Annotated in this window: 19 protein-coding genes; 7 read left to right on the plus strand and 12 right to left on the minus strand. The window is 38.8% G+C overall.

Annotated features, from left to right (window positions below; genetic code table 11):
• Nucleotides 1-144 precede the first annotated feature (144 nt).
• Nucleotides 145-804, minus strand: coding sequence for an ATP-dependent Clp protease proteolytic subunit (locus NA59_RS13840; protein WP_044414244.1), 660 nt, complete (start codon nt 802-804; stop codon nt 145-147).
• A 288-nt stretch (nt 805-1092) separates the two neighbouring features.
• Between NA59_RS13840 and NA59_RS13845 the strand changes: the two genes are divergently transcribed.
• The 7 genes from NA59_RS13845 to NA59_RS15765 all read left to right on the plus strand — a co-directional run bounded on the left by NA59_RS13845 (nt 1093) and on the right by NA59_RS15765 (nt 10286).
• Nucleotides 1093-1710, plus strand: a complete 618-nt coding sequence (locus NA59_RS13845; RefSeq protein WP_044414247.1) for a restriction endonuclease subunit S domain-containing protein — start codon at nt 1093-1095, stop codon at nt 1708-1710.
• A complete protein-coding gene (locus tag NA59_RS13850) occupies nt 1703-3472 on the plus strand; it encodes an N-6 DNA methylase (RefSeq protein ID WP_044414251.1) in 1770 nt (589 codons plus the stop codon). The genes NA59_RS13845 and NA59_RS13850 overlap by 8 nt, the downstream gene beginning before the upstream one ends.
• A gap of 509 nt (nt 3473-3981) precedes the next feature.
• Nucleotides 3982-4518, plus strand: coding sequence for a hypothetical protein (locus NA59_RS13855; protein ID WP_044414253.1), 537 nt, complete (start codon nt 3982-3984; stop codon nt 4516-4518).
• The gene (locus NA59_RS13860; RefSeq protein WP_044414256.1) at nt 4515-6119 is read left to right on the plus strand and encodes a DEAD/DEAH box helicase; all 1605 of its coding nucleotides are present in this window, start codon (nt 4515-4517) and stop codon (nt 6117-6119) included. The genes NA59_RS13855 and NA59_RS13860 overlap by 4 nt, the downstream gene beginning before the upstream one ends.
• Nucleotides 6120-6129: 10 nt before the next feature.
• Nucleotides 6130-7911, plus strand: coding sequence for an ATP-binding protein (locus NA59_RS13865; protein WP_044414259.1), 1782 nt, complete (start codon nt 6130-6132; stop codon nt 7909-7911).
• A 39-nt stretch (nt 7912-7950) separates the two neighbouring features.
• A complete protein-coding gene (locus NA59_RS15760) occupies nt 7951-8139 on the plus strand; it encodes a DUF262 domain-containing protein (protein WP_044414261.1) in 189 nt (62 codons plus the stop codon).
• An 8-nt stretch (nt 8140-8147) separates the two neighbouring features.
• The gene (locus NA59_RS15765; RefSeq protein ID WP_269763862.1) at nt 8148-10286 is read left to right on the plus strand and encodes a GmrSD restriction endonuclease domain-containing protein; all 2139 of its coding nucleotides are present in this window, start codon (nt 8148-8150) and stop codon (nt 10284-10286) included.
• Here NA59_RS15765 and NA59_RS13880 read toward each other — a convergent pair.
• From NA59_RS13880 to NA59_RS13925, 11 genes are all read right to left on the minus strand, one after another.
• Nucleotides 10269-11342, minus strand: coding sequence for a cysteine desulfurase family protein (locus tag NA59_RS13880; protein WP_044414267.1), 1074 nt, complete (start codon nt 11340-11342; stop codon nt 10269-10271). The genes NA59_RS15765 and NA59_RS13880 overlap by 18 nt on opposite strands.
• The gene (locus tag NA59_RS13885) at nt 11342-12217 is read right to left on the minus strand and encodes a phosphoadenosine phosphosulfate reductase family protein (protein ID WP_044414270.1); all 876 of its coding nucleotides are present in this window, start codon (nt 12215-12217) and stop codon (nt 11342-11344) included. The genes NA59_RS13880 and NA59_RS13885 overlap by 1 nt, the downstream gene beginning before the upstream one ends.
• An 18-nt stretch (nt 12218-12235) precedes the next feature.
• Nucleotides 12236-15553, minus strand: coding sequence for a hypothetical protein (locus NA59_RS13890; protein WP_044414273.1), 3318 nt, complete (start codon nt 15551-15553; stop codon nt 12236-12238).
• Nucleotides 15554-15556: 3 nt separating this feature from the next.
• A complete protein-coding gene (locus NA59_RS13895) occupies nt 15557-16477 on the minus strand; it encodes a DUF4007 family protein (protein WP_052501720.1) in 921 nt (306 codons plus the stop codon).
• 383 nt (nt 16478-16860) lie between these two features.
• Entirely contained in the window at nt 16861-17175 is a 315-nt protein-coding gene (locus NA59_RS13900; protein ID WP_269763861.1) for a helix-turn-helix domain-containing protein, read from the minus strand.
• A 181-nt stretch (nt 17176-17356) separates the two neighbouring features.
• Entirely contained in the window at nt 17357-17593 is a 237-nt protein-coding gene (locus NA59_RS13905) for a toxin-antitoxin system HicB family antitoxin (protein ID WP_044414277.1), read from the minus strand.
• Nucleotides 17581-18015 (minus strand): putative toxin-antitoxin system toxin component, PIN family, encoded by a 435-nt coding sequence (locus NA59_RS13910; RefSeq protein ID WP_044414295.1) that lies wholly within the window; start codon nt 18013-18015, stop codon nt 17581-17583. The genes NA59_RS13905 and NA59_RS13910 overlap by 13 nt, the downstream gene beginning before the upstream one ends.
• A gap of 137 nt (nt 18016-18152) precedes the next feature.
• A complete protein-coding gene (locus tag NA59_RS13915) occupies nt 18153-18866 on the minus strand; it encodes a type IV toxin-antitoxin system AbiEi family antitoxin (RefSeq protein WP_232504113.1) in 714 nt (237 codons plus the stop codon).
• Between the two features lie 45 nt (nt 18867-18911).
• Nucleotides 18912-19058: a hypothetical protein gene (locus tag NA59_RS15270; RefSeq protein ID WP_157792661.1), complete on the minus strand. Its 147-nt coding sequence runs from the start codon at nt 19056-19058 to the stop codon at nt 18912-18914.
• A 72-nt stretch (nt 19059-19130) separates the two neighbouring features.
• A complete protein-coding gene (locus tag NA59_RS13920) occupies nt 19131-19448 on the minus strand; it encodes a PDDEXK nuclease domain-containing protein (RefSeq protein ID WP_044414284.1) in 318 nt (105 codons plus the stop codon).
• Nucleotides 19449-19499: 51 nt separating this feature from the next.
• The coding region (locus NA59_RS13925; protein ID WP_044414287.1) for an RNA-guided endonuclease InsQ/TnpB family protein at nt 19500-19871 on the minus strand (372 nt) is incomplete at its 5' end.

Consider the following 19871-nt stretch of genomic DNA (forward strand, 5'->3'; position numbering starts at 1 on the left):
GCCACCTCGTCCCCATTCCAGGCAATCGAGTGGAATGAGCTCTTGCGATTTTTGGCGCCATCGGCATTATGCGCAACCGGTGCAACGGATTTTTTGGTTGACTGGGTTGATTGGGTTGGTTTGGTATTTTTGGTTTTCATCATATTAAAGTCCTCCCTCTGGTAATTTGATGGTATCAATCAGGTAAAAATCACGCGCTTGCTCGGCGGTGATCGACAAATCAAGTAAAAACAAACGCTCAAGATCCGCACGCATTTTGCGTTTGCATTCCGCCAAATTCATTCCCGCTTTAGCTACAAACCGGCTGCGCCCGATTTTGATATCCCCTCGAGGAAACGACTGCTGGCCCACCGCCGGTGCAATGTGTTCAACTAATTGATCGAGCATGGTCTTATCAACATCCTCAATCTCCTTGCGTAAATAGTCGGCTTTTTGGGCGGTTAAGCGTTCTACCCGACCCAAACGGGCAAAGTGATACACAAACTCGGTATGCGGATAAGCCGCACGATGACCAATATCGCCCATACTCACCATAATCGCGGCCGCAGACGCCACTTGAATTTGACCCAGCGTGGCCACTTCAACAGCCTGATGGCGCATGGCTTTGAGATACCACAAATAATGGGTTAAGGCACTAAACTCCCCACCCGGCGAATTGACATTGAGGCGCAGACGCTTGTATTGCTCATACTCAATCGCATTACGAAAAATGCGGTGCAACCCATTAATCGACTCAAAACTCACCGGCTGATGAAAATCCGCTTCAAGATGATGATCGGTTTTCAAGGTATTAATCTCTGACATAGTGTTCTCCTTTTGGTGTCATGTGCTTTACTTTATTTTTAGATTGGAATACAATGTAAGCGTAAAAAAAAGGACAGCGTATGTCTTGTTGTATAGGGTGTTCTTGCTATCCCGCTTTCTTCTAATTCAAAAATAAATATTTAAAGCTTGGGTGTATAATATTGCCAACCACCACCACTTGTCAAATGATTTTTTAAATTATGTTAATTATTTTTAAATCAACCACTGTTTACACCTAAGCCTAACATGGCTATAATAAATGACACAACCACCCATTTGGATGCCATTATGCAAACACTTCATCAGATTATTAAAGTCAGCTCGGGTATTGCGCTGAGCAAAGTCAGCGATTATGAAGCGCCCGCCTATGAGGGGGGCTTTAAATTAATTCGCCCGCAGGATTTAGCCCAATCCATGCTACTCACCGCGCGCGAACTCGCCCATGTCCCTTATGTGACTTTAACACCAACCTTAAAAGCCAAAATCAAACCAGAACATTATCTGCAGGTAAATGACATTGTCATTAGCGCACGCAGTACCAGTTATCAGGTCGCGATGATTAGCACAGTACCCGATAAAACCCGCCTGCTGATTAGTAACAACATGATTTGCTTGCGCCCCAAGCCCGATCAACCCGAGGCGTATGCCATACTGGTGTATCTCAACTCACAATGGTTTAGAGAACAGGTGGTTAAAAAGGAATTTCCAAAAATGATCAATATCACAGTGAAGTGGGTTAAGGAGCTAGCTTTTAATCCGCCCAGCCCAGAGGTATCACGCCAACTCAAGAAAGCGGTAAAGCAGTATGACCAATTAGCGTTACACAATGCAAAGCTTATGCAGTGCGCCAGTTTGCGCCTTGAATCCCAGTTGTTTGATACCAACGAGGAGAAACCACATGGCTGAAATCCAACCTAACTTTAAATCTATTGATCCTTGGTTTGAGGAGACCTTTGAATGGTTGTTTGCAGAACAAGCGCGAGCGCGCCAGCTTGAGAATGAGGCCTTTGATCAAATGTCGGCGGACCAGCAATTAAACTACCTGCTTGGCATTGATGAACCCGAGCCGTTTGAGAGCCTTGAGGAATACTACGCCGCTATAGCAAAAGATACGGAATTCCCAATCCGCCAATCACGCATGAACCCCAAACCCACCCCAGAGGAGATAGCGGCGAAGAAAGCTAAAGCGCTGGCCGCCAAGCAAGCGGCTAAGTTCGAAGCTGAAAAATCATTGCAATTTTACAACCTGACCAATGAGCTGATGCTACCCGAGCTTAATGACAAGCTGAGCCTATTTGTGGGGCTGGCTGTGCTCACGTTTTTCCACAAGGACTGGGTTGAACCACTGCGCCAAGCCTCACAGCAAAACCAAACCGATCAGGTCAGCACTCAACTGATGCAACTCTACCAACATTATCAATGGGCCTACCCAATAGAGGCTGACAAACCCGAACAGGCGTTTAATCTAAAGCAGCCCAGCGAACTGGCGGACCTAAAATCCCCCCTAACGCGCATCCATCAGGTGCTGATGTTTTTCGGCCAATACTACATGGACGAGCAAGCGCCTGCGCGTTTTTATAATGACCTGCTTGGCTTAATTCGCCGCAACCCCGAACCACTGGGGTTTTATGAGATCAACCCACACATTAAACACATGATCTGTCTTTTGATGGCGGGCTATGGCTTAGATCAACACCCCGCATCGAGCCAAAAACCGATCCATATCGTCGATGGCTGTGCCGGCTTAGGGTTATTAACCCTCGAGCAACCCTATCCGTTCGACACCCCACCGATTCGCCATTGTGAAATGAATAATCGATCATCTCAAACCCTAGCACACCAATTAACCCTATTCAAAAATCACCTCGAACGTCTTGAGCACACGGCCAATCAAGGTGCCGAGACCAAGAACTTCATCGAGAAGACCCTACGCACCACGCTCAATAATCCGCTAACCGGCTATAATGGCATCAAGGCACAACAAGCCGATGTGTATCTGAGTTTTCCCGCCATGCCTTATACGCTCAATAGCATCGAGCGCCGACCCACCCACAGCTTTGGGTTAATACACTTTGAAAAAACTATTCCTAAATATGCCTCGGATGCGATATGGGTTCAATATGCGATGCACTGTTTAAAGGATGAAGGCATCGGGTTTTTATTGGTGCAGGATGGTTTTTTACGTCGCTCAGGCTATGATGCTCAGCTGCGCAAGCAATTAGTCAATAACCAATGGGTGGATTTTGTAATCTCACTGCATAGCGATCATGCCCGCCAATCCCAATACAACCAATTATCCTTGCTGGTGCTCAACAAACGAAAACGCCTAAAACCCGATCATCAAATAAAAATGGTGTATCTACGAGAATACAGCAGTTTTTATGTAATGAATGGCAACATGGATAATGTTATCAACCTAACCCAAGCTCCCTTCTGGGATGAAGCGCAGATAGCCAATGCCGAGGTGTTTTTTAGTGTCAGCAACATCATTGAAACCCTCACCACCCAACAGCTGGCCGACAACGACTACAACCTCAGCTTTGAACACTACCTGAGCAAAAAGCGCAGACACAACTACCCCAAACGAAAAGACACTGAAATCGCCTACCAAGAAGCAAGAAAAACGTTTATGGATGCGCTGGAGAAGTTTGATAAAGTGTTTGAATAATGGTGAAGCCAACCAGGCCTGGTTGGTGACCTCTATAGCGGCGATAATTTAATATTACGCTGCCATAAAGTAAGCTAAAAACTAACGACGCTTGACCAATACAGGTATTGATCAAGCGATAAACGGTGCCGATCCGATTTTCGACTATCTATTATTGCGATAAGATCGCTAACCCTAACTAGGGTCAGCTGTAAAGGTCTTTTCTTGTTAGTTTTTACTAAAAAACAAATCAAATTAGCTGTCAGCTCATACTTGAGAAGTAGGTTTCTAAACCTATATAAATGCACAGAGAAAAACAATTAGTTGTGTTTTTTAATTATCCGATTTTTCTTGACTGTTTTTTTGAGCAGAATACACTTAAGGTTAAAAAAGATGCACCATTCCAAGCTATTTATGGTAAATTCATGTATTAACGCAATACTACATAAAAAAACACTAAGTTACCTATTCATGTGACAGTTAAAGATCACTATTGAACAAATGTGTATGATGTGAAAATTAAGGTGTATATGAATCAAGATATGCATGAAGAAGAAAAATCAACAATGATACTAAGTTTGCTAAAAAAACATGAAGAGCTTTCTGTAAGAGAAATGGCCTCTATTCTTAGTACGAGCATATTGAGCGTCAAGCACGCTATTCAGAGCCTCGCCAATGAAATGACTGTTTTACAAAGGGCGGGAAAATACTCATTAAATTTAAATAACACACCTGAAACAATTACGATTAACCCAATACCATCAGAAGTGAAAAAAGATCAACAATCCTTTTATCTAAATGGGATACCGTTTACCTTTCAAACGCTTGCTTTAGATTCAGAAACCGAGTTGTTTGTTTATCGTCGTATGCAAAATCAATATATTGTCTCAATAAATCAAAATCACCCGCTCGCATTAAATATTGAGCCAAATACCAATAACGCATTTACAAAATTTATTTGCAGCTGGATATATTGTGAAGATTCGACAGAAACCACTAAGGAAAAACGAACTATAACTCGACTTAGACAAGATATTGGCAGATTACTAATGAAGGTTGAAGCATGAGTGATAGGTTTATCAGGGAGCTTGAAAGTCAAGGCATTCTAGCCTGTTGTGAATACTTGCCAAAATCGGTATTAAAAATTATTAAAATCATTGATAGTCTTGATGATCACAAATTAGCAGCGATGATATTTACACTTTACGGCACGGATTTTTTTCATACTGAAAATAACCTTAAGTCATTCATAAGTAATTTACCGAAAGATAAAGCACTGTCTCTACATTCAAGTATTAGCAGCTGTGATGCTGGCGATTGTACCAATCCATGGGATTCCTTAAATAACACGCCTGCAAAAACTATTATTAACCATTTAAACAACTACTACTTTAACAAGCCTGTAATTCAACCGCATACAAAAAACGAATATCTAGAGAAAGAATTATCAGTAGAACCGAATTACCTGCTATATCCTTATCAACTAAGTGCTTACTTCGAAACGAAAGCATTGATTATTGATCAAGTAGACAGAGCTATTTTGCATATCCCCACCGGAGGTGGAAAGACCCGGATTGGTATGCATATCGTGTGTGAATATCTTAAGAACAATCAATCTATTGTCTTTTGGATTGCTGATACAAAAGAGCTATGTGATCAAGCTTTTGATGAGTTTCAGAGAGCTTGGCGTTTTTTGGGTAATAGAAAAATTAGTATGCTTGATTTTTATGGTAATAATCCATCTGATCTCACCGACATTAAAAATGATACGCTCGTGGTCGCAAGTGTACATAAAATCAATAAATGGTTAAATAAAGGCAATAACACTACGAAGGATATCATTCATTTTTCTAGTCGGATTGGCCTGACTGTTTTTGATGAAGCCCACAAAATTCTAGCTCCAACTTATCAAAGAATTGTTACCTACCTAACTAGTGCCGGTACTGAGTCATCACTACTTGGACTTTCAGCTACACCAGGGCGCGATACATTTAACATTCACAAGAACCAAGCGTTTGCAGACTTTTTTCATGCCAACAAAATTACACTCACAACTCCAGATAGTTCACCGATCGCATATCTTCAGTCCAGAGACTACCTCTCAAAACCAACTTTCCACCAAATAAATTACAACGAAGGTGAACCAATAAGCCCACAAGAATTACGTAATCTAACTAGTGGAATGGACTTTTCAAGCAGAACTTTAAAACGGTTAGGTGAGGACGCTAAAAGAAACCTTAAGATCATTGAATGCATTCAGTCAGCAGAAGAAGATAACTCGGTCATTGTATTCGCACCTTCAGTTGATAGTGCAACGGCAATCTTTGCTTACCTAAAGCTTTTAAAATACAAAGTTACTCTCGTTACAAGTAAATCCAACGCGATTAATCGAGAAGCAAGCATAAGTGGTTATCTAAACGGAGAATACAATATTATTGTTAATTATGGTGTACTTACTACCGGATTTGACGCGCCAAAAACTAACGTGTGTGTAATTGGCCGACCAACAACATCGATTTCTCTATATAGCCAAATGGTGGGCAGGGCTATGCGTGGGAAAAAATCCGGTGGAACTGAAACCTGCCAAATCTATACACTTGTAGACAACAACCTTGGCTTTAACGATGCCGAGATTGCTTTTACCTATTTCGATCGCTATTTTGACTAAAGGATTAACAATGAGCACTAAAATTTTTCCAACAAGCCTTGTGATTGACTCGATGAAATCTAGCGGCTACAAAGATGCTGCACATGCAGTAGCTGAAGTAGTCGACAACAGCATACAAGCAGCTTATGGATTAAATAGAGATATAGACATCAAGATTATAGCTATTGAAAACCAGGATAATAGCGCCCTTAATACTGGTGGCACAATAACTGAGATTGGCATATATGACAATGCATCAGGAATGAGCAGTGATATACTTGGCCAAGCACTGGCATTTGGTGTAGGAACACGTAAAGGTGCAAAAAGCGGTATGGGTAAGTTTGGCATGGGGTTGCCTAATGCATCTATTTCACAAGCTGACCGTGTTGAAGTTTACTCATGGCAAAACGGTGAAATTTATTTTAGTTATTTAGACATAGATGAAATTATTGCTACAGAAGCAGAAACATTAAAAAATCCAATACGCGTTGATCAACTTCCAAAAAAATGGATTGAAATCTTAGAAACCACCGAGGACTCAGGAACATTGGTTATTTGGTCTAAGTTAACTCGACTCAAATGGAAAAGACATAAAGCATTCTTCAGAAACACGGCCGTACTTTTAGGGAGAATGTATCGATACTATCTAACGAAAGACAAGAGTGCCTCATATATATACCAATCAAACCACAAACTTAACATAACTGTACAAGCTTTCACCCAGAATGGTAACGCCATAAGCAGTGAAGAAATCGTAAAGCCCTATGATCCAGCTTATACTTTAGAAGATGCGGATTGGCCTGAAAAGCATTCAGGAGCAAAGTTTCATGAGTTTTTTAAAGAAGTTATTGATATTACATTAGATGGTGAAACACACAAGGTCGTTATTAGAACAGCAATCGTTGAGCAGGCCTGGTTTCATACAGCAGGTGATGCCCCTGGTAGTAGTCCTTTCGGCAAAGAAGTTAACAAGCACCTTGGCGTTTCAGTTGTAAGAGAAGGTAGAGAGCTTGAACTTAATAAAACTTTCGTAAAATCAGGTGATCCAAAAGAACGATTTTGGAGTATTGAAGTACACTTCCCTGCCGCACTAGACGAACTATTTGGCGTAACTAATAACAAGCAATCCGCAACGGCATTTAATCTCATTACCATGGAAGAGTTGCTAGCTGAAGAAGGTTTAGAAAACGAATTCGAACTAGAAAGAAATCAAGACTTAAGATATATCCTAGTGAAAAATGTAATAAAAAAAGTAAATTCAATGATAGTGAACGCAAGACATGCCTTACCTAATGTTATGCGTTCAAAAAATAAGCTCACGGGTGAACCAAAGCAAGATCGCGTTGATGCAGCCTATTCAAAAGCAACAAACCACAAACCTGAGCCTATCGACAATCCAATTGAAGTCAAAGAAAGCATGACACGCTCACTTGAAAGCTTAGGCCTTGATAGTACCAGTTTAGAAACACAAAAGATTGTAAAGGATTGGTTAGAAACACAAAGCATTGCATTCGGGGTTAGCCCGATAGCCATCGGCAACTCATTTTTTAGTACACAAATAAAATGCGGAAAAGTTCTAGTTTTATTTAATCGCGACCATGAAGCTTTTGAACATTTTATTAAACCATTTGAAGAAATCAGTTCGACACTTGAGTCAGATGATCAATCATTTAATGCTTTTAAGTTAATCATTGCGGCTTTTGCAAAAGTGGAATTAGAAGCGGAGGATGAAAAAGAAAAGCGACTCATACGGCGAATTAGAGAAGACTGGGGCCGCATGGCAGAAGATATGATATTGGCGCTTACTGAATAGAAAAAACCAATTAATATTGATAAATTTAGGAGAGAAACTATGAAAAAACAATTCGATGAAAGTGCTGAAAATATACACAGCTTTCTTAGCCAGTCAGGCAGAGCTTTTTACATACCCTTATACCAAAGAAAATACTCATGGGATACTGAAAATTGTAGAAATCTTATTCAAGATATTATCTTTAATACTAAAAAAACAATAAAAAATAAAGAAAATACAGTTTTTTAGGCACAACAATTCTTCATAATGAAAATAAAAGAGTTGTAGGCACGCATTACGATAATGCAAATTTAATAACACTTATTTCAAATGTTGTTGACGGCCAACAGCGTATAACATCCATTGGTATACTAGCGTGCATATTAGAAAAAACAATTGATGAATTAGTTAAAAAAATAGGTGAAGATAAAACCGATTATTTAAAGGCGTTAAAAAATAATTTAGCAAATGCTAAGTACCCCCTTCAAGATTATTACTCAATTACAATTAACAAGCAAAATGCAAACCCAAGTCAGAAGCCTAGAATAATTAGAGCATTTGATCACTCGTCTTCTATAAAGACAGATCAATGGACACTTAACGGTAATTGGACAGACTATTACAAATCTAATACATCTAAGTTTTTTGCACATTTTATTACAAACAAAAATTTACTAACTGCAGATAAAAAGGTTGCTGAAAATACTGATACGTTCATTTATTGCTTGAGTGAGGGTCTTCATGATTTCACGGATAACGATGCGGCTGACTTTATCTCTGCAAATGAAGATTCGGATTCAAACTTATTCCAGTTTCTCGAATTTGAAATAAATGTACAGCAATTTAATGCATTGTCTGTTTATGAAAAGGAAATAATAAGACATGGTATTTTTCTACTAGGAGTATGTCATTTTCTTCATAAAAACTGTTTCATTGTAGTTATTGGATGCCAAAACGAAGATTTGGCTTTTGATATGTTTCAGACATTAAATGCATCTGGCACTCCCCTAACTTCTTTTGAAGTCTTCAAACCTAAAGCCGTATCTTCTGTCGGCAATAGCTATCAGACCACACTAAAACCATTTATAGATAGGATCGAGAACATCCTTGAGACAGAAACAACTTCTGATGCAAAAGAGAGATTAAATGACAAGATAATTGTATCGTCAGCTGTAACATACAATGGTGAAATCATATCGGCTAAATTCAGTGACGGAAGAAATTGGTTGAACAATACCTTCACAGCATTGACTCAAGCTGTAGATAAAGAGCTTTTTTTAAAGAATATTGCCATACAATCAGAATTTTATAATGAAATTGTTGCTCCTAATCAGCCAAAGATTAACTCACAAACATACCGCATATCTAACCACTTATCAAAGTTAGGAATGGGCACTAAACAAGCAGACATTACTACTTTATGCATATACTATCTAAAAAAAGCAAACCACACAAAATCATACATTCTACTTAGTGTGTTTTATGGATTGATTTTCGATTCGGCCCCGGGAACACCGAACCGTATAAAAGCACTAAGTGATTTTGAGGAGGTATGTAAAGCAACAGCTGCTTTCTTTACATTGTGGATGGGATCACTGTCTACAAGGTTTCCCGATAAAGTTTACACTGAATTATTTACAGATGTTAACAATATATCAATAAGAAATGGTAAAGCAAATCAAAAAGTAAAATTTGTGAAAGATAAGTTTAAGACAGCACTAACAAGGGAAAAAGTTTTTGATATTAATAACAATAAAACTTCCAAATTTCAATGGGTTCTAAAAGCTAAAAATATAGAGTGGTATAAAAGACAAATAGTATCCAAATTTGCTTTATTTTGTGCTCATCACGATGCAACCGCAGATACCCGACCTGGATATGAAGGATTGTTAACTAGTGCACAATCAGGTGCTAATGATCTTTTGACATGTGCAAAATGGTTTAACTCTGATCACGAAGTAATTGAACACGTGGCTCCACAGAATATGCCTAAAAACATAAAATATAAAAATTATTTCGATTTACAAATTTACCCAGGAAATACGTCAGTGGTAAATAAAATTGGAAACTTAGCTAACTTCTCTAGACAACAAAATTCTTCGATCGACTCTGAGTGGCCTGAAAAAGTATTCTTCTATTGGAGCTTAACTACGCCGACAGCTAATAAATCTTACCAAGTGCAACAGCTATTAACTAATCTTGGGTTAACAGCAAACCACTTAAGTAATTTCCCGCCATCCCTTCATAATTTATCGAGCACAACATCTTACCTAGTTACTGTTGCGCCTATTGCGTATAGAGGCGCAGAGGGATTGTCTTGGGATAAGGCCTTTATAGAAAAACGCAGTGAACATTTATGCGAAAGGGTATATGATAAGCTATCCGGATGGTTGTAGACTTATTCTGTAGGAAAACATTAGCCTTACCTCGTTATTAGTATCTAAAGCCATCAAAACATGAGATGGCTTTATTTCTTTTGATGAGCAGGCTGATCCACTGGATAAGCAAAAACCTTGCATATTTTTATCAAATAAAGTAATGATATCTTTGTTAGAAATTGTGATATTGCGAATATGAGATAGCTTCGGAATGTCACCATTTTCATAAAAATCTTTGCCACTGAATTTTTTACAAAAAGTATCAAAGATGTCGTCAAAAATACCAGTTTTCACTGAGTTTAAATAATCTCTTTTATAAAATATTAAACTTTTAGCCATACCTACGATTAAAGGAGTTGCTAACGTCCCGCCTCTTAAGCCAAGCTCTTGTCCACCTCCATGAATAAGTGCATCCATTTTTATCGTTTTTGCATCTCGGATAAAAAGCGCACCGATCCCTTTAGGGCCTCTGAATTTATGCGCTGACATAGATAAGAAATCAATATTCATATCCTCAACGTCAATATCCATTTTTCCAATCGCCTGTGCGGCATCCGTATGAAATTTAACACCGGCATCAAAACAAATTTGGCCGATTTCTTTAACGGGTTGTATGGTACCGATTTCATTGTTAACTGTCATAATTGAACACATTATGGTATCTGGCCGTATTGCCGCTCTCAGTATATCTGGATCTACATGCCCGCTTGGCTTCACTGGCAAATAGGTTACTTCAAAACCCTGCTTTTCAAGATAAGCACAGGTATTCAAAACGCATTTATGCTCAATTGAAGAAGTAATAATATGCTTACCCTTATCCTGATTTGCTAAACAATAACCTTTTAAAGCTAGGTTATTTGATTCGGTTGCACCAGATGTAAAAATGATTTCAGAGGGGTAGCAGCCGATCTCATTAGATATAAACTCTCTTGCTTTATCTATCGCCGCTTTTGCTTCTTGACCCATTGCATGGTTTGAAGAAGGATTTGCAAACCCCTCCTCAAACCAGTACCTCATTTCTTCAACTACTTCAGGATAAACGGGTGTAGATGCAGCATAATCAAGGTATAACATTATTTATAACAGGTGATGCAAGCACCTGCCCCCTCTTGGTCATCGTACATCTCATCCATTACTTTTGTATCCAAAACTTCAACGTCAAGTAAGGCGTTTCTTCTTAAACGTTTTTTATATCGCTGAAGTTGTTTTTCATGCTCTTCTTTTATCTGCTGTATTTTTTCGGGGTTTTCTAATGTCGATAATGGAGTGTCCTTTCCTAGCCAGTAATATGCATGGCCAGATGGTGTTTCGCCAACTTTTTTCTCATAACGTTTTGCATCTTCAAATAGCTCAGGATGACGCTCTTTCAAACGTATCCATTCAATCTTTCGCTGAAAGAAACAAAACGTACAACCTGACCGAGATCTCCACTCGTAGTATTTAGGTAAACCAAGTCCTGATGTCTCTAAAATATCTTCAATGTTTTTCTTTATTAAACCATCTTCTACAAATGGCATCCTAACTTTAAGAAAATCATGTGTAGGTTTGTAGCCCTCTCTCATCGGTTCATCGGCACGTATTGCTACATAACTAAAGATTTCATAGCCATCATCTAGGAATTCTTTAACCCAGTTTTCAAACGGGACTAACTTCATTTGTATCGTGCACCAACGCTGCTGGGGTGATGGCAAATAGTTATTGAATTCATACTCAAGTAGGTAATCAAAATCTTTCTCTTGACGATCCTCGGTACCGATACGGTGTATATCTTTACCAAGATAAGCCTCTAACTCATTTAAAAAATCTAGTGTCTCGGGAAGCTCTTTACCCGTATCTGTAAAAAAATACTCAATATCGATGCTTGGATAGTTATCTCTCATGTAGACAGCTAGTGCGGCACTGTCCTTACCGCCGGACAATCCTAATACATGTTTTTGCTTGTATTCCATCGTTCAAAATACCTTTTACTATTTTAATTTTTCAATCTCTGAAGTTAACAACTGTTTAAGAAGGTATATTCTTGAATCTGGGTCTAGGCTGGACAGCGTTTGATTAACTTGCTTTTGCAAACCATCACTATCTGCAATTTCCTTAATCTTAATATGAATCATGTTCTCTTGTTGTTCACCTGATACCTCAGACAAAATAGAAACTGTCATAATGTCATGAGTCTTTATTTTGGTATCTAACTTTAGTATTTGATAAAACCTTCTGACAAATGTGTTTAAAGACTCTCTTGCAATATCTATTTTTCCATCGGTCCAGTTTAAGCTACTAGTGGATGCTAAAAGCGAAATTATTGATTCAATCCACTTTATATCCTCATCTGTAGCACTATAGCAACGTTCTGCAAAACCTTTTAATCGATAATCAGAGGCTGTATCCGCCACTTTTCTGCAACGCTCTTTAAATGAACTATCAAACTCGCCCATACTTTCTTTTATTTGCTGTTTAAAACTATTTAGCAAGGAGGGAAAAGCCTCTCTCAATTCAGAAATTGATGCATCTAAATCATTTCTTATGAGCTCTGGATTCATATCTTGTTGATGTCCAAATATTTCAGGGATATCTTCAAAAACTAATTTAAAGGGATCATCTGATTTAAGTGCTGTATTTCTAAATTGAATAGTTTTTTTACTCAAAGATCGGGTACTTTGCGTCCATTTAGGCAACGCGGCAGTGAATGTCACCAATTCTCTTGCAACGGCTAGTACACTCTCTTCTTTATATTTTCTTATACCCGTATTTATCTCTGATAACCGCTTAATCAAATGGGGCTGAAGATTCATTTGATTTGTAAACCTAATCCCAACATGCTCAGGCTTCTTTAGAATTTTTGTAACGATAATTTCATCAGCTTCAGGAACAAACTTAAACTTTTGTGATACATCATAATCATATATGGCTAATATTTTTTGATTTAACTGTATAAAGGCTGTGATGAATAGTGGGAATAAGCCGCTAGATAGCCCGTACGGCGGTGCGAACCACATTTTTTGAATCTGGTCTAAGGATACAATAAAGCTCCTAGAAGATAAAAACGCTAAAGTAGTATCAAATAACTCCTTAATAGGTAAGTAAGTAGGGTTTTGATACCCCCATTCAGACTGACCTTGTAAACCATGAAGCCCTAGGTTTTTTATACATGACAGGTATATTGCTTTTTCTGGCGGGAATTTGTTATCAAACCCCAAGTTTTCTTCCGTGTAGCAAGCAGAGTCAACCATCATCTCCATGAGTTTTCTTCTTGCTGTCACAGCTGTGCCAGATAGTTTTTCTCTATTTATCATTTCATTATTTAAGCTAATGGACTTTGGAAATACTTTCTCCATAATATTCGAAGCGAGTTCTGTTAGGATCAATGACTCTTCACCTTCCCAGACAATATTTTTTAATAACGATTTCAACTTAGCTTCAAGTTGTCTATGTGCAATAGCTTTTCGTTCTTTAACTAGCTGTCTTGCTATTTTGTCATGAGCTAGTACGCCTCCTTCTTTTGCTTCAATTAAGCGTAATGCAAACAACTCTGTTGCCGGCTCTGATAAACTTTCAAAATCTGTTACTAACCCAAAAACATATCTGTTTTCGAATGATGATTTATGTTCTAAACACGAATCATAAACATCCTTTTCTAAGGTTAGTACTAAGGTTGATGACGAACCTCTATCAGGTAGCCAATGCTCACATAACTTTCTGACTGCTTCAAAATCTTGAACAATTTTAATATCAAGCCACTTAAGTGAACCTGTTTCATGATAAAACCGTTTAGCAATTATTAAATGCCTCAATACTGCTGTTCTAACTTCACTTAACCAATCATCAGTGCCAATACTTTTTGAGTAATTTTTTACAAGTTGTACCACATCCACATCACTGCCAGCAAAAACTACATAAGAGTGAATATGGGATTTATATTGAATAATTGAATGTTGCTCTAGTTCTCTAAGAGCATGCTTAACCTCATTAGCCTCTAAGGATATATTTGCCAGTCGAATCACATTTTCAGATGCAAATAAATGAGTAGCCCCACCAAATAAATTAAGGATTGCAATGGATTTTAAAATTTTCGATGCATGATTCGATTTGCACTTTAAGTGAACTCTATTTAACGCGTCTTTGACTGCGTTCCAGTTTGCGCCATCCTCACTGGGTATAATATGAAATTCTAAGTTGTGCTCTAAAAAGTCCCACAAATCATTCAATTCATAAAGTTTATCAGAGCCATCATCTGTATTTTCTAGGAAAGATCTAAAACTGTTTGGTTCAAGCGAGCCTAGAAAGGAAAAAATGGAGCGTTCATTTTGAGAAAACTGTCGACGTGAAATAATACCAAGAGCTGAAACAACATATGGATGAAGGGGGCCTAGGGACAACACGTTTTTGGAAAATGATTTACTAGATTTTAAATCTTCACGAGCATAAGAGTTGATAAAATCGCTGTGATATTCCTTTATCCGAACATAAGATTTAGCCGGTTTTTCTTCTTTAAGCTCAATTGAAGCAGAGATTAATGTCATTATTTCGTCAGTAGACACTTGATACAAAACGTCAATAAAGCGCCCTTGAATTTTTGCCCACTCCTCTCTTGTTCTAAAGCCTTGGCCCTTAGCATACTCACTAAACCCTTGGTGAAGCAGACCAATATAAATTGAAGGTAAAGCTAATCGTGAAACATGTTCACCAATTTCTTGAAATATGTGTAAATCACCATTTTCACGACTAATATGCTCTAGTGACTTACCTAGTTCATCATGAATTAATAAAACGCCGTTTACTTTTCCTAATAATTTAGAATGCAACTCTTTATAAACTTCGATAAACTCATAATCTGAGCTTATCGATTGATTGGATAACCACTGAAGTGTACTGGTAAAATTGCCGGATTTTAATGATTTTTTAATTGACTCTATTAACATGTCTCTTGTTAAATTTAGACCACCAACCGCCTGAATAATTAAAAATCCTTGTTCATTACAATTGAACCTTGACTTATAAAACTCAACATTGTCTGTGCCAAGGATTTGCGTAACTTTTTCATTAATTACCGGATCATTCGATAAAATCCCGCTTAGCAATAAACTTACTGTGGACTTTCCAGAGCCATAAGGACCCGTTAAAGTAAAAGCTCGATGATTATTCTTAAATTCATTTGCGATAGTGTTGAGTGTTTTTTCTGCTGTTGCATGAAAAAGTAAGCCATCAAATGATTTAGCACAAAAATCTGTATCGATTCTAGTTGAACGACTATATCTTGATTTAACGCCGTATATTTGCGACAACTTCATTAGTTAAACACTCCTTTGATACATTTTTTGTAATATTGTAAAAGAGCACAATTCATCAATAGCCTCGCATTTTATTTGTCTCAATCCTTGAGTATCAGTCCAGTCTATTTTTTGTTGTGTAAGTAAACTAACACCGTCTAGCATTTCATTAAGCCCATCAACCGACAAACGGAATACCTTTCCCGGGCTTCCTGGTTTATACAATATATCTTCATAGCTTATAGTCTTTAGCGATGAATAACTTGACCTCCAAAACTCAACCAGTGAATACGTAAAAACTTCAATTGGAAAGTTAGGTCTTTTCTCTACAGCCGCAATATAAGACTTTGAACTATTTTGTGAAATTAGACCTAACTCCTGCAAAGGACAGGAAAAAGAATCTTCGGTTATAGTCTTGGTTGAATTAACCCTTGAAACATACGAATTCAGAAGGCAATCAATATCCTTTTCAAGCGTTTTTGGTGAAGGCTTGTCTTCAATATCCTCGAAGCTAGAGTGGGCTAACATCAACAATGATTCTTTTGAAAATGATTGTGAAGACACATAATTAAAAAACCACCTATAAGAGTTTAAAGGCTCTGTTTGACTACAAAGTTCCCAATGCAGCAACCAAAGGGTGCCTATGTTTTCTAGATAAGGATCCCACGCATCGCTTCCATTAAATATATTTTTTGCTAAACAAGTTAATTCCTGCTTACCATTCACTGTCTCTGTCATACGGAATGCTTCTAGCCAATACTTCATCGAAGAAACCATGTTCTTGCCAATTCCTAGATCAACAACCGCTTTTTCCAACAATTCACTTACGCCAGGTTTTAACTCGTTATTTAGAGTAAGATACTTAACCCCCTTGTAAAGCCATCCGTATCGCAAAGGAAAGGTTTCGTGACCTGAAAATTTAGTTTTAACGAACCTGTTGTTCATGTCTTATGATCTCATATCATTTAGCATCTGGAGAAACCCTCCAAATACAATTTTAAAAAACCTTATTGTATAGCTTTATTATTTTTTATGCATTAAGTTAGGTCTCAAAAAATTAAAATACCTAATATAGGCACCTAAAAACGATCCTAAAAATTACATAATGAGTGGTATATTGACTATTATCTGAGTGATTGAAACGGAATCAAACTAAATTTCGACTTTAAAATTTTTAAAACTTTATACACACCCACTATTATCTTCCAAAGAAGCGAGCGCAGACATTACAAAAATAAAAAACTATCATCTACTTAGTAGTGGCATTATTAATGCAAAACTTATATAGCACTTATAATTACTTAAAGCGCTGAGAAATTATTAAGTATTTAACATACAATCAAGCAGCCTGACCTGTCAATCCACCGGCACAAATATCCAGCCTTCTTTTGGCGGCGTAGATTCGCTTGGCCAAAGCAGTTGCTCGGGATGCTCTTGGAAATGATGTCTAGAAAAAAGATGTCAGAGTCTTTTTGCCATAATTTTTCATTCAACCAACAATTGATGAACGTAATGCTCATGGCTTTGGCTAGCTTTTCAAGTGTGGTTTTGCGTGGCGTGTAATCGATACTGGATTCAATTCGCGCAATCGCGGGTTGTTGTATACCCGAGGCCTGTGCCAATTCCACCTGTGTCATACCCAAATGCTCACGCCAACACTTGACTTACGGCACATCATGTTCAGTATGACACACCACAATGTCATGCGAAATCAAGCCTTGCTCCACCGGCTCAGAAAACTTTGCCATAAATTTATCGTTGATAATCCTCATTCAACCAGGCCTGGTGATGCGGTGCACATCAATTAATCCGCCCAATCATAATTTACTTGGCTTCTGTATTGGTTTTAAAATGCGCATCTAACTTATCCAGCAAAACCAAGCCTTCTTTTAAATCGCCTTGCGCCGCCAGTGTTTTAAAACGTGTTTCGGTGTCGAATTCAACAATCATGCGAGTTGAAATTTCTTCAAACAGCTTATTTAGGCTTTGGTGTTTGTGAGCCGCCAAATCTTTGAGTCGGCTGTGTTGTTCATCGGGTAAACGAATTGTTAGCGTTCCCATATGCCCTCCTTTATTGCTTGTTCTGGTGTGATGACTGAAAAGGAATTAAAACGCAGTTGCGCTTGACTAAAATCTTTTACGTTATTGGTCACAATGTATTTGGCATTACCTGCAACAGCCAGCTCAACCAGAAAATTATCGCCCTCATCTCTTAAATTTGGGCGCCAAATATAATGTATCGACACCCACTGCGAAGTCGAGTAAAAGGCGTTTAAAAGCTGCCTTGTGTCGGCTTCTGTCAATGGGCAGCGTAGTTGGATATTCTCTCGAAAGCAAACATCCTCATACTCTGTAAATAAGGTGTTACTCATCACAGGCTTGAGTTGTTGCTCTAAGCACTTTCTTAGCAACCTTCGGCTTGGACCTTGCTCGCCAATCAACGCACTGATGATGACGCTGGTATCAATTACAATTTTTTTCATAGAGAAATGATAGCACATATACAATCATAATAAAAATTTGCAACCCTCTGCTTTATTCTCAATCCGCACCGATGGGCGAACTGTTTCTCTTCGCGCTTTAATTCGCCGTAGCGCGACTTGTTTTCGATAGATTTGAGTCATAACACCGCCCCAGCTAAGGCTTGCGGGATCGTTATCTGGTACTTGGATACATAAACGCCATCACTCACAAGCGAACGCTTACCCGACCCAAAATCTATTTTTTCAAGCTGAAGATACTTTAACCAATCATGCCCAGCTTTTTCTGCCATGAACAAAAACAAACGCTTCACCTTAACTGATGTACAGGTCTCTAAAAGCGCTTGAACGCTCGTTGGGCGTAGGTTGTTCAAACCTTCCATAAGCTGATAGGCTTCCACTAAGGATTCTGTTCCCGACGTTAAATATAAACACTCCATGATTGCCCTAGCCGGGCTTGAAACACGAATACTAAAGGTCTTGTATTCCATATCAACTAAACCCAAGCTGGGTGGTAGGAACGAAGTCAACTTACAATCTACGTTCACGCCCCAATCACGACGTTTAAACCAAAGCGGCAACTTATCTTCTTTCGCGCCAAATAGCTGTGCATTGGTGCTAGATAACTCAAGATAGTGGGCTTTACCTTGAAGATTTAAAGCGGTTTTCGCACCTGGGTGAACGGATAACCCCAATTGGTTCTGTAAGGCAAACACACCACCTAGATAATCGACTTGATCGCCGTGACGAATCATAGCGCCGGTACCGATTGAATCAAACCACCTGCTTTTTCGATATTGCTTTTGAAGATCAAGGCTATAACCCTGCTCTTTTAACCATGCGAAGGTCAACACAATACCCAAATGCTCACGCCAACACTTGACTAACGGCACATCATGTTAAGTATGACGCACCACAATATCATGCGGAATCAAGCCTTGCTCAACTGGCTCAGAAAACTTTGCCATAAATTCATCATAAGGCACCACCACAAACGCTGGGCGACCCGCTTGTTCAATCACTTGATAATTAGTAAGTGCGTTCATAACGTTTTTTTACCTCTTCGATGCTAATAATCTTAGCCGTTTCATGCACATTAAACTACACACGATAATCGCTTAGACGTCTCGCAACATTTTAAATGCCTTTTCTCGCTCTCGTTGTAATTCGCGCTGGAGCTCTTCTTCACTGGGTAGGTAAGGTAAATACTTGGCGCTGAAGAGTTGTTTTTGATCGGCCAACACCGAGTATTTGGCAACGGCTTCGCTTTTTTCACTGCACAACACCAGGCCAATTGTTGGATTGTCATCTTCGCCTTTGCGTTGTTCATCATATAGGCGGATATAGGTATCCATTTGACCGACATCTTGGTGAGTGAGTTTACCGAGCTTTAGATCAATGAGTAAGAAACATTTTAGCTTGAAGTTGTAAAACACGAGGTCGATTTGACATCCTCCCCGCCGTGAACGACGGGGATTCCAACGGCGTTAAGCCGTTAAGAGTGGGTGTGACTTGCGCCTTCCCACCGGTTCCTGCTTCACTGTCGGGACCAACGTCTCAACTCCACAGGCTAACACCCGATGTCCTCGGGCTAACACATTCAAAGCACCGACTAGGTCGGCGTTTTCAGTGTATCCACATTCAACACACTCAAATTTTGACTGCGTTAAACGATTTTCTTTCGCTACATGACCGCAACACGGACAGGTTTGAGAGGTGTGCTTGGGGTTAACCTTTAACACCTCTCCACCCAACCAGGCCTGCTTGTATTCAAGCATCTGCACGAACATTCCCCAGCCTTGATCCAGAATGGCTTTATTCAAGCCCGACTTGGCTTTCACGTTTTTACCGGGTTGTTC

Origin of the sequence: Thiomicrospira microaerophila (assembly GCF_000934765.1) — a bacterium.
Classification (GTDB): Bacteria; Pseudomonadota; Gammaproteobacteria; order Thiomicrospirales; family Thiomicrospiraceae; genus Thiomicrospira; species Thiomicrospira microaerophila.

Coding starts and splice junctions, on each gene's coding strand:
- NA59_RS13840 (WP_044414244.1), bottom strand. CDS start 804: ATGTCAGAGATTAATACCTTGAAAACCGATCATCATCTTGAAGCGGAT.
- NA59_RS13845 (WP_044414247.1), top strand. CDS start 1,093: ATGCAAACACTTCATCAGATTATTAAAGTCAGCTCGGGTATTGCGCTG.
- NA59_RS13850 (WP_044414251.1), top strand. CDS start 1,703: ATGGCTGAAATCCAACCTAACTTTAAATCTATTGATCCTTGGTTTGAG.
- NA59_RS13855 (WP_044414253.1), top strand. CDS start 3,982: ATGAATCAAGATATGCATGAAGAAGAAAAATCAACAATGATACTAAGT.
- NA59_RS13860 (WP_044414256.1), top strand. CDS start 4,515: ATGAGTGATAGGTTTATCAGGGAGCTTGAAAGTCAAGGCATTCTAGCC.
- NA59_RS13865 (WP_044414259.1), top strand. CDS start 6,130: ATGAGCACTAAAATTTTTCCAACAAGCCTTGTGATTGACTCGATGAAA.
- NA59_RS15760 (WP_044414261.1), top strand. CDS start 7,951: ATGAAAAAACAATTCGATGAAAGTGCTGAAAATATACACAGCTTTCTT.
- NA59_RS13880 (WP_044414267.1), bottom strand. CDS start 11,342: ATGTTATACCTTGATTATGCTGCATCTACACCCGTTTATCCTGAAGTA.
- NA59_RS13885 (WP_044414270.1), bottom strand. CDS start 12,217: ATGGAATACAAGCAAAAACATGTATTAGGATTGTCCGGCGGTAAGGAC.
- NA59_RS13890 (WP_044414273.1), bottom strand. CDS start 15,553: ATGAAGTTGTCGCAAATATACGGCGTTAAATCAAGATATAGTCGTTCA.
- NA59_RS13895 (WP_052501720.1), bottom strand. CDS start 16,477: ATGAACAACAGGTTCGTTAAAACTAAATTTTCAGGTCACGAAACCTTT.
- NA59_RS13905 (WP_044414277.1), bottom strand. CDS start 17,593: ATGGGAACGCTAACAATTCGTTTACCCGATGAACAACACAGCCGACTC.
- NA59_RS13910 (WP_044414295.1), bottom strand. CDS start 18,015: ATGAAAAAAATTGTAATTGATACCAGCGTCATCATCAGTGCGTTGATT.
- NA59_RS15270 (WP_157792661.1), bottom strand. CDS start 19,058: ATGAACGCACTTACTAATTATCAAGTGATTGAACAAGCGGGTCGCCCA.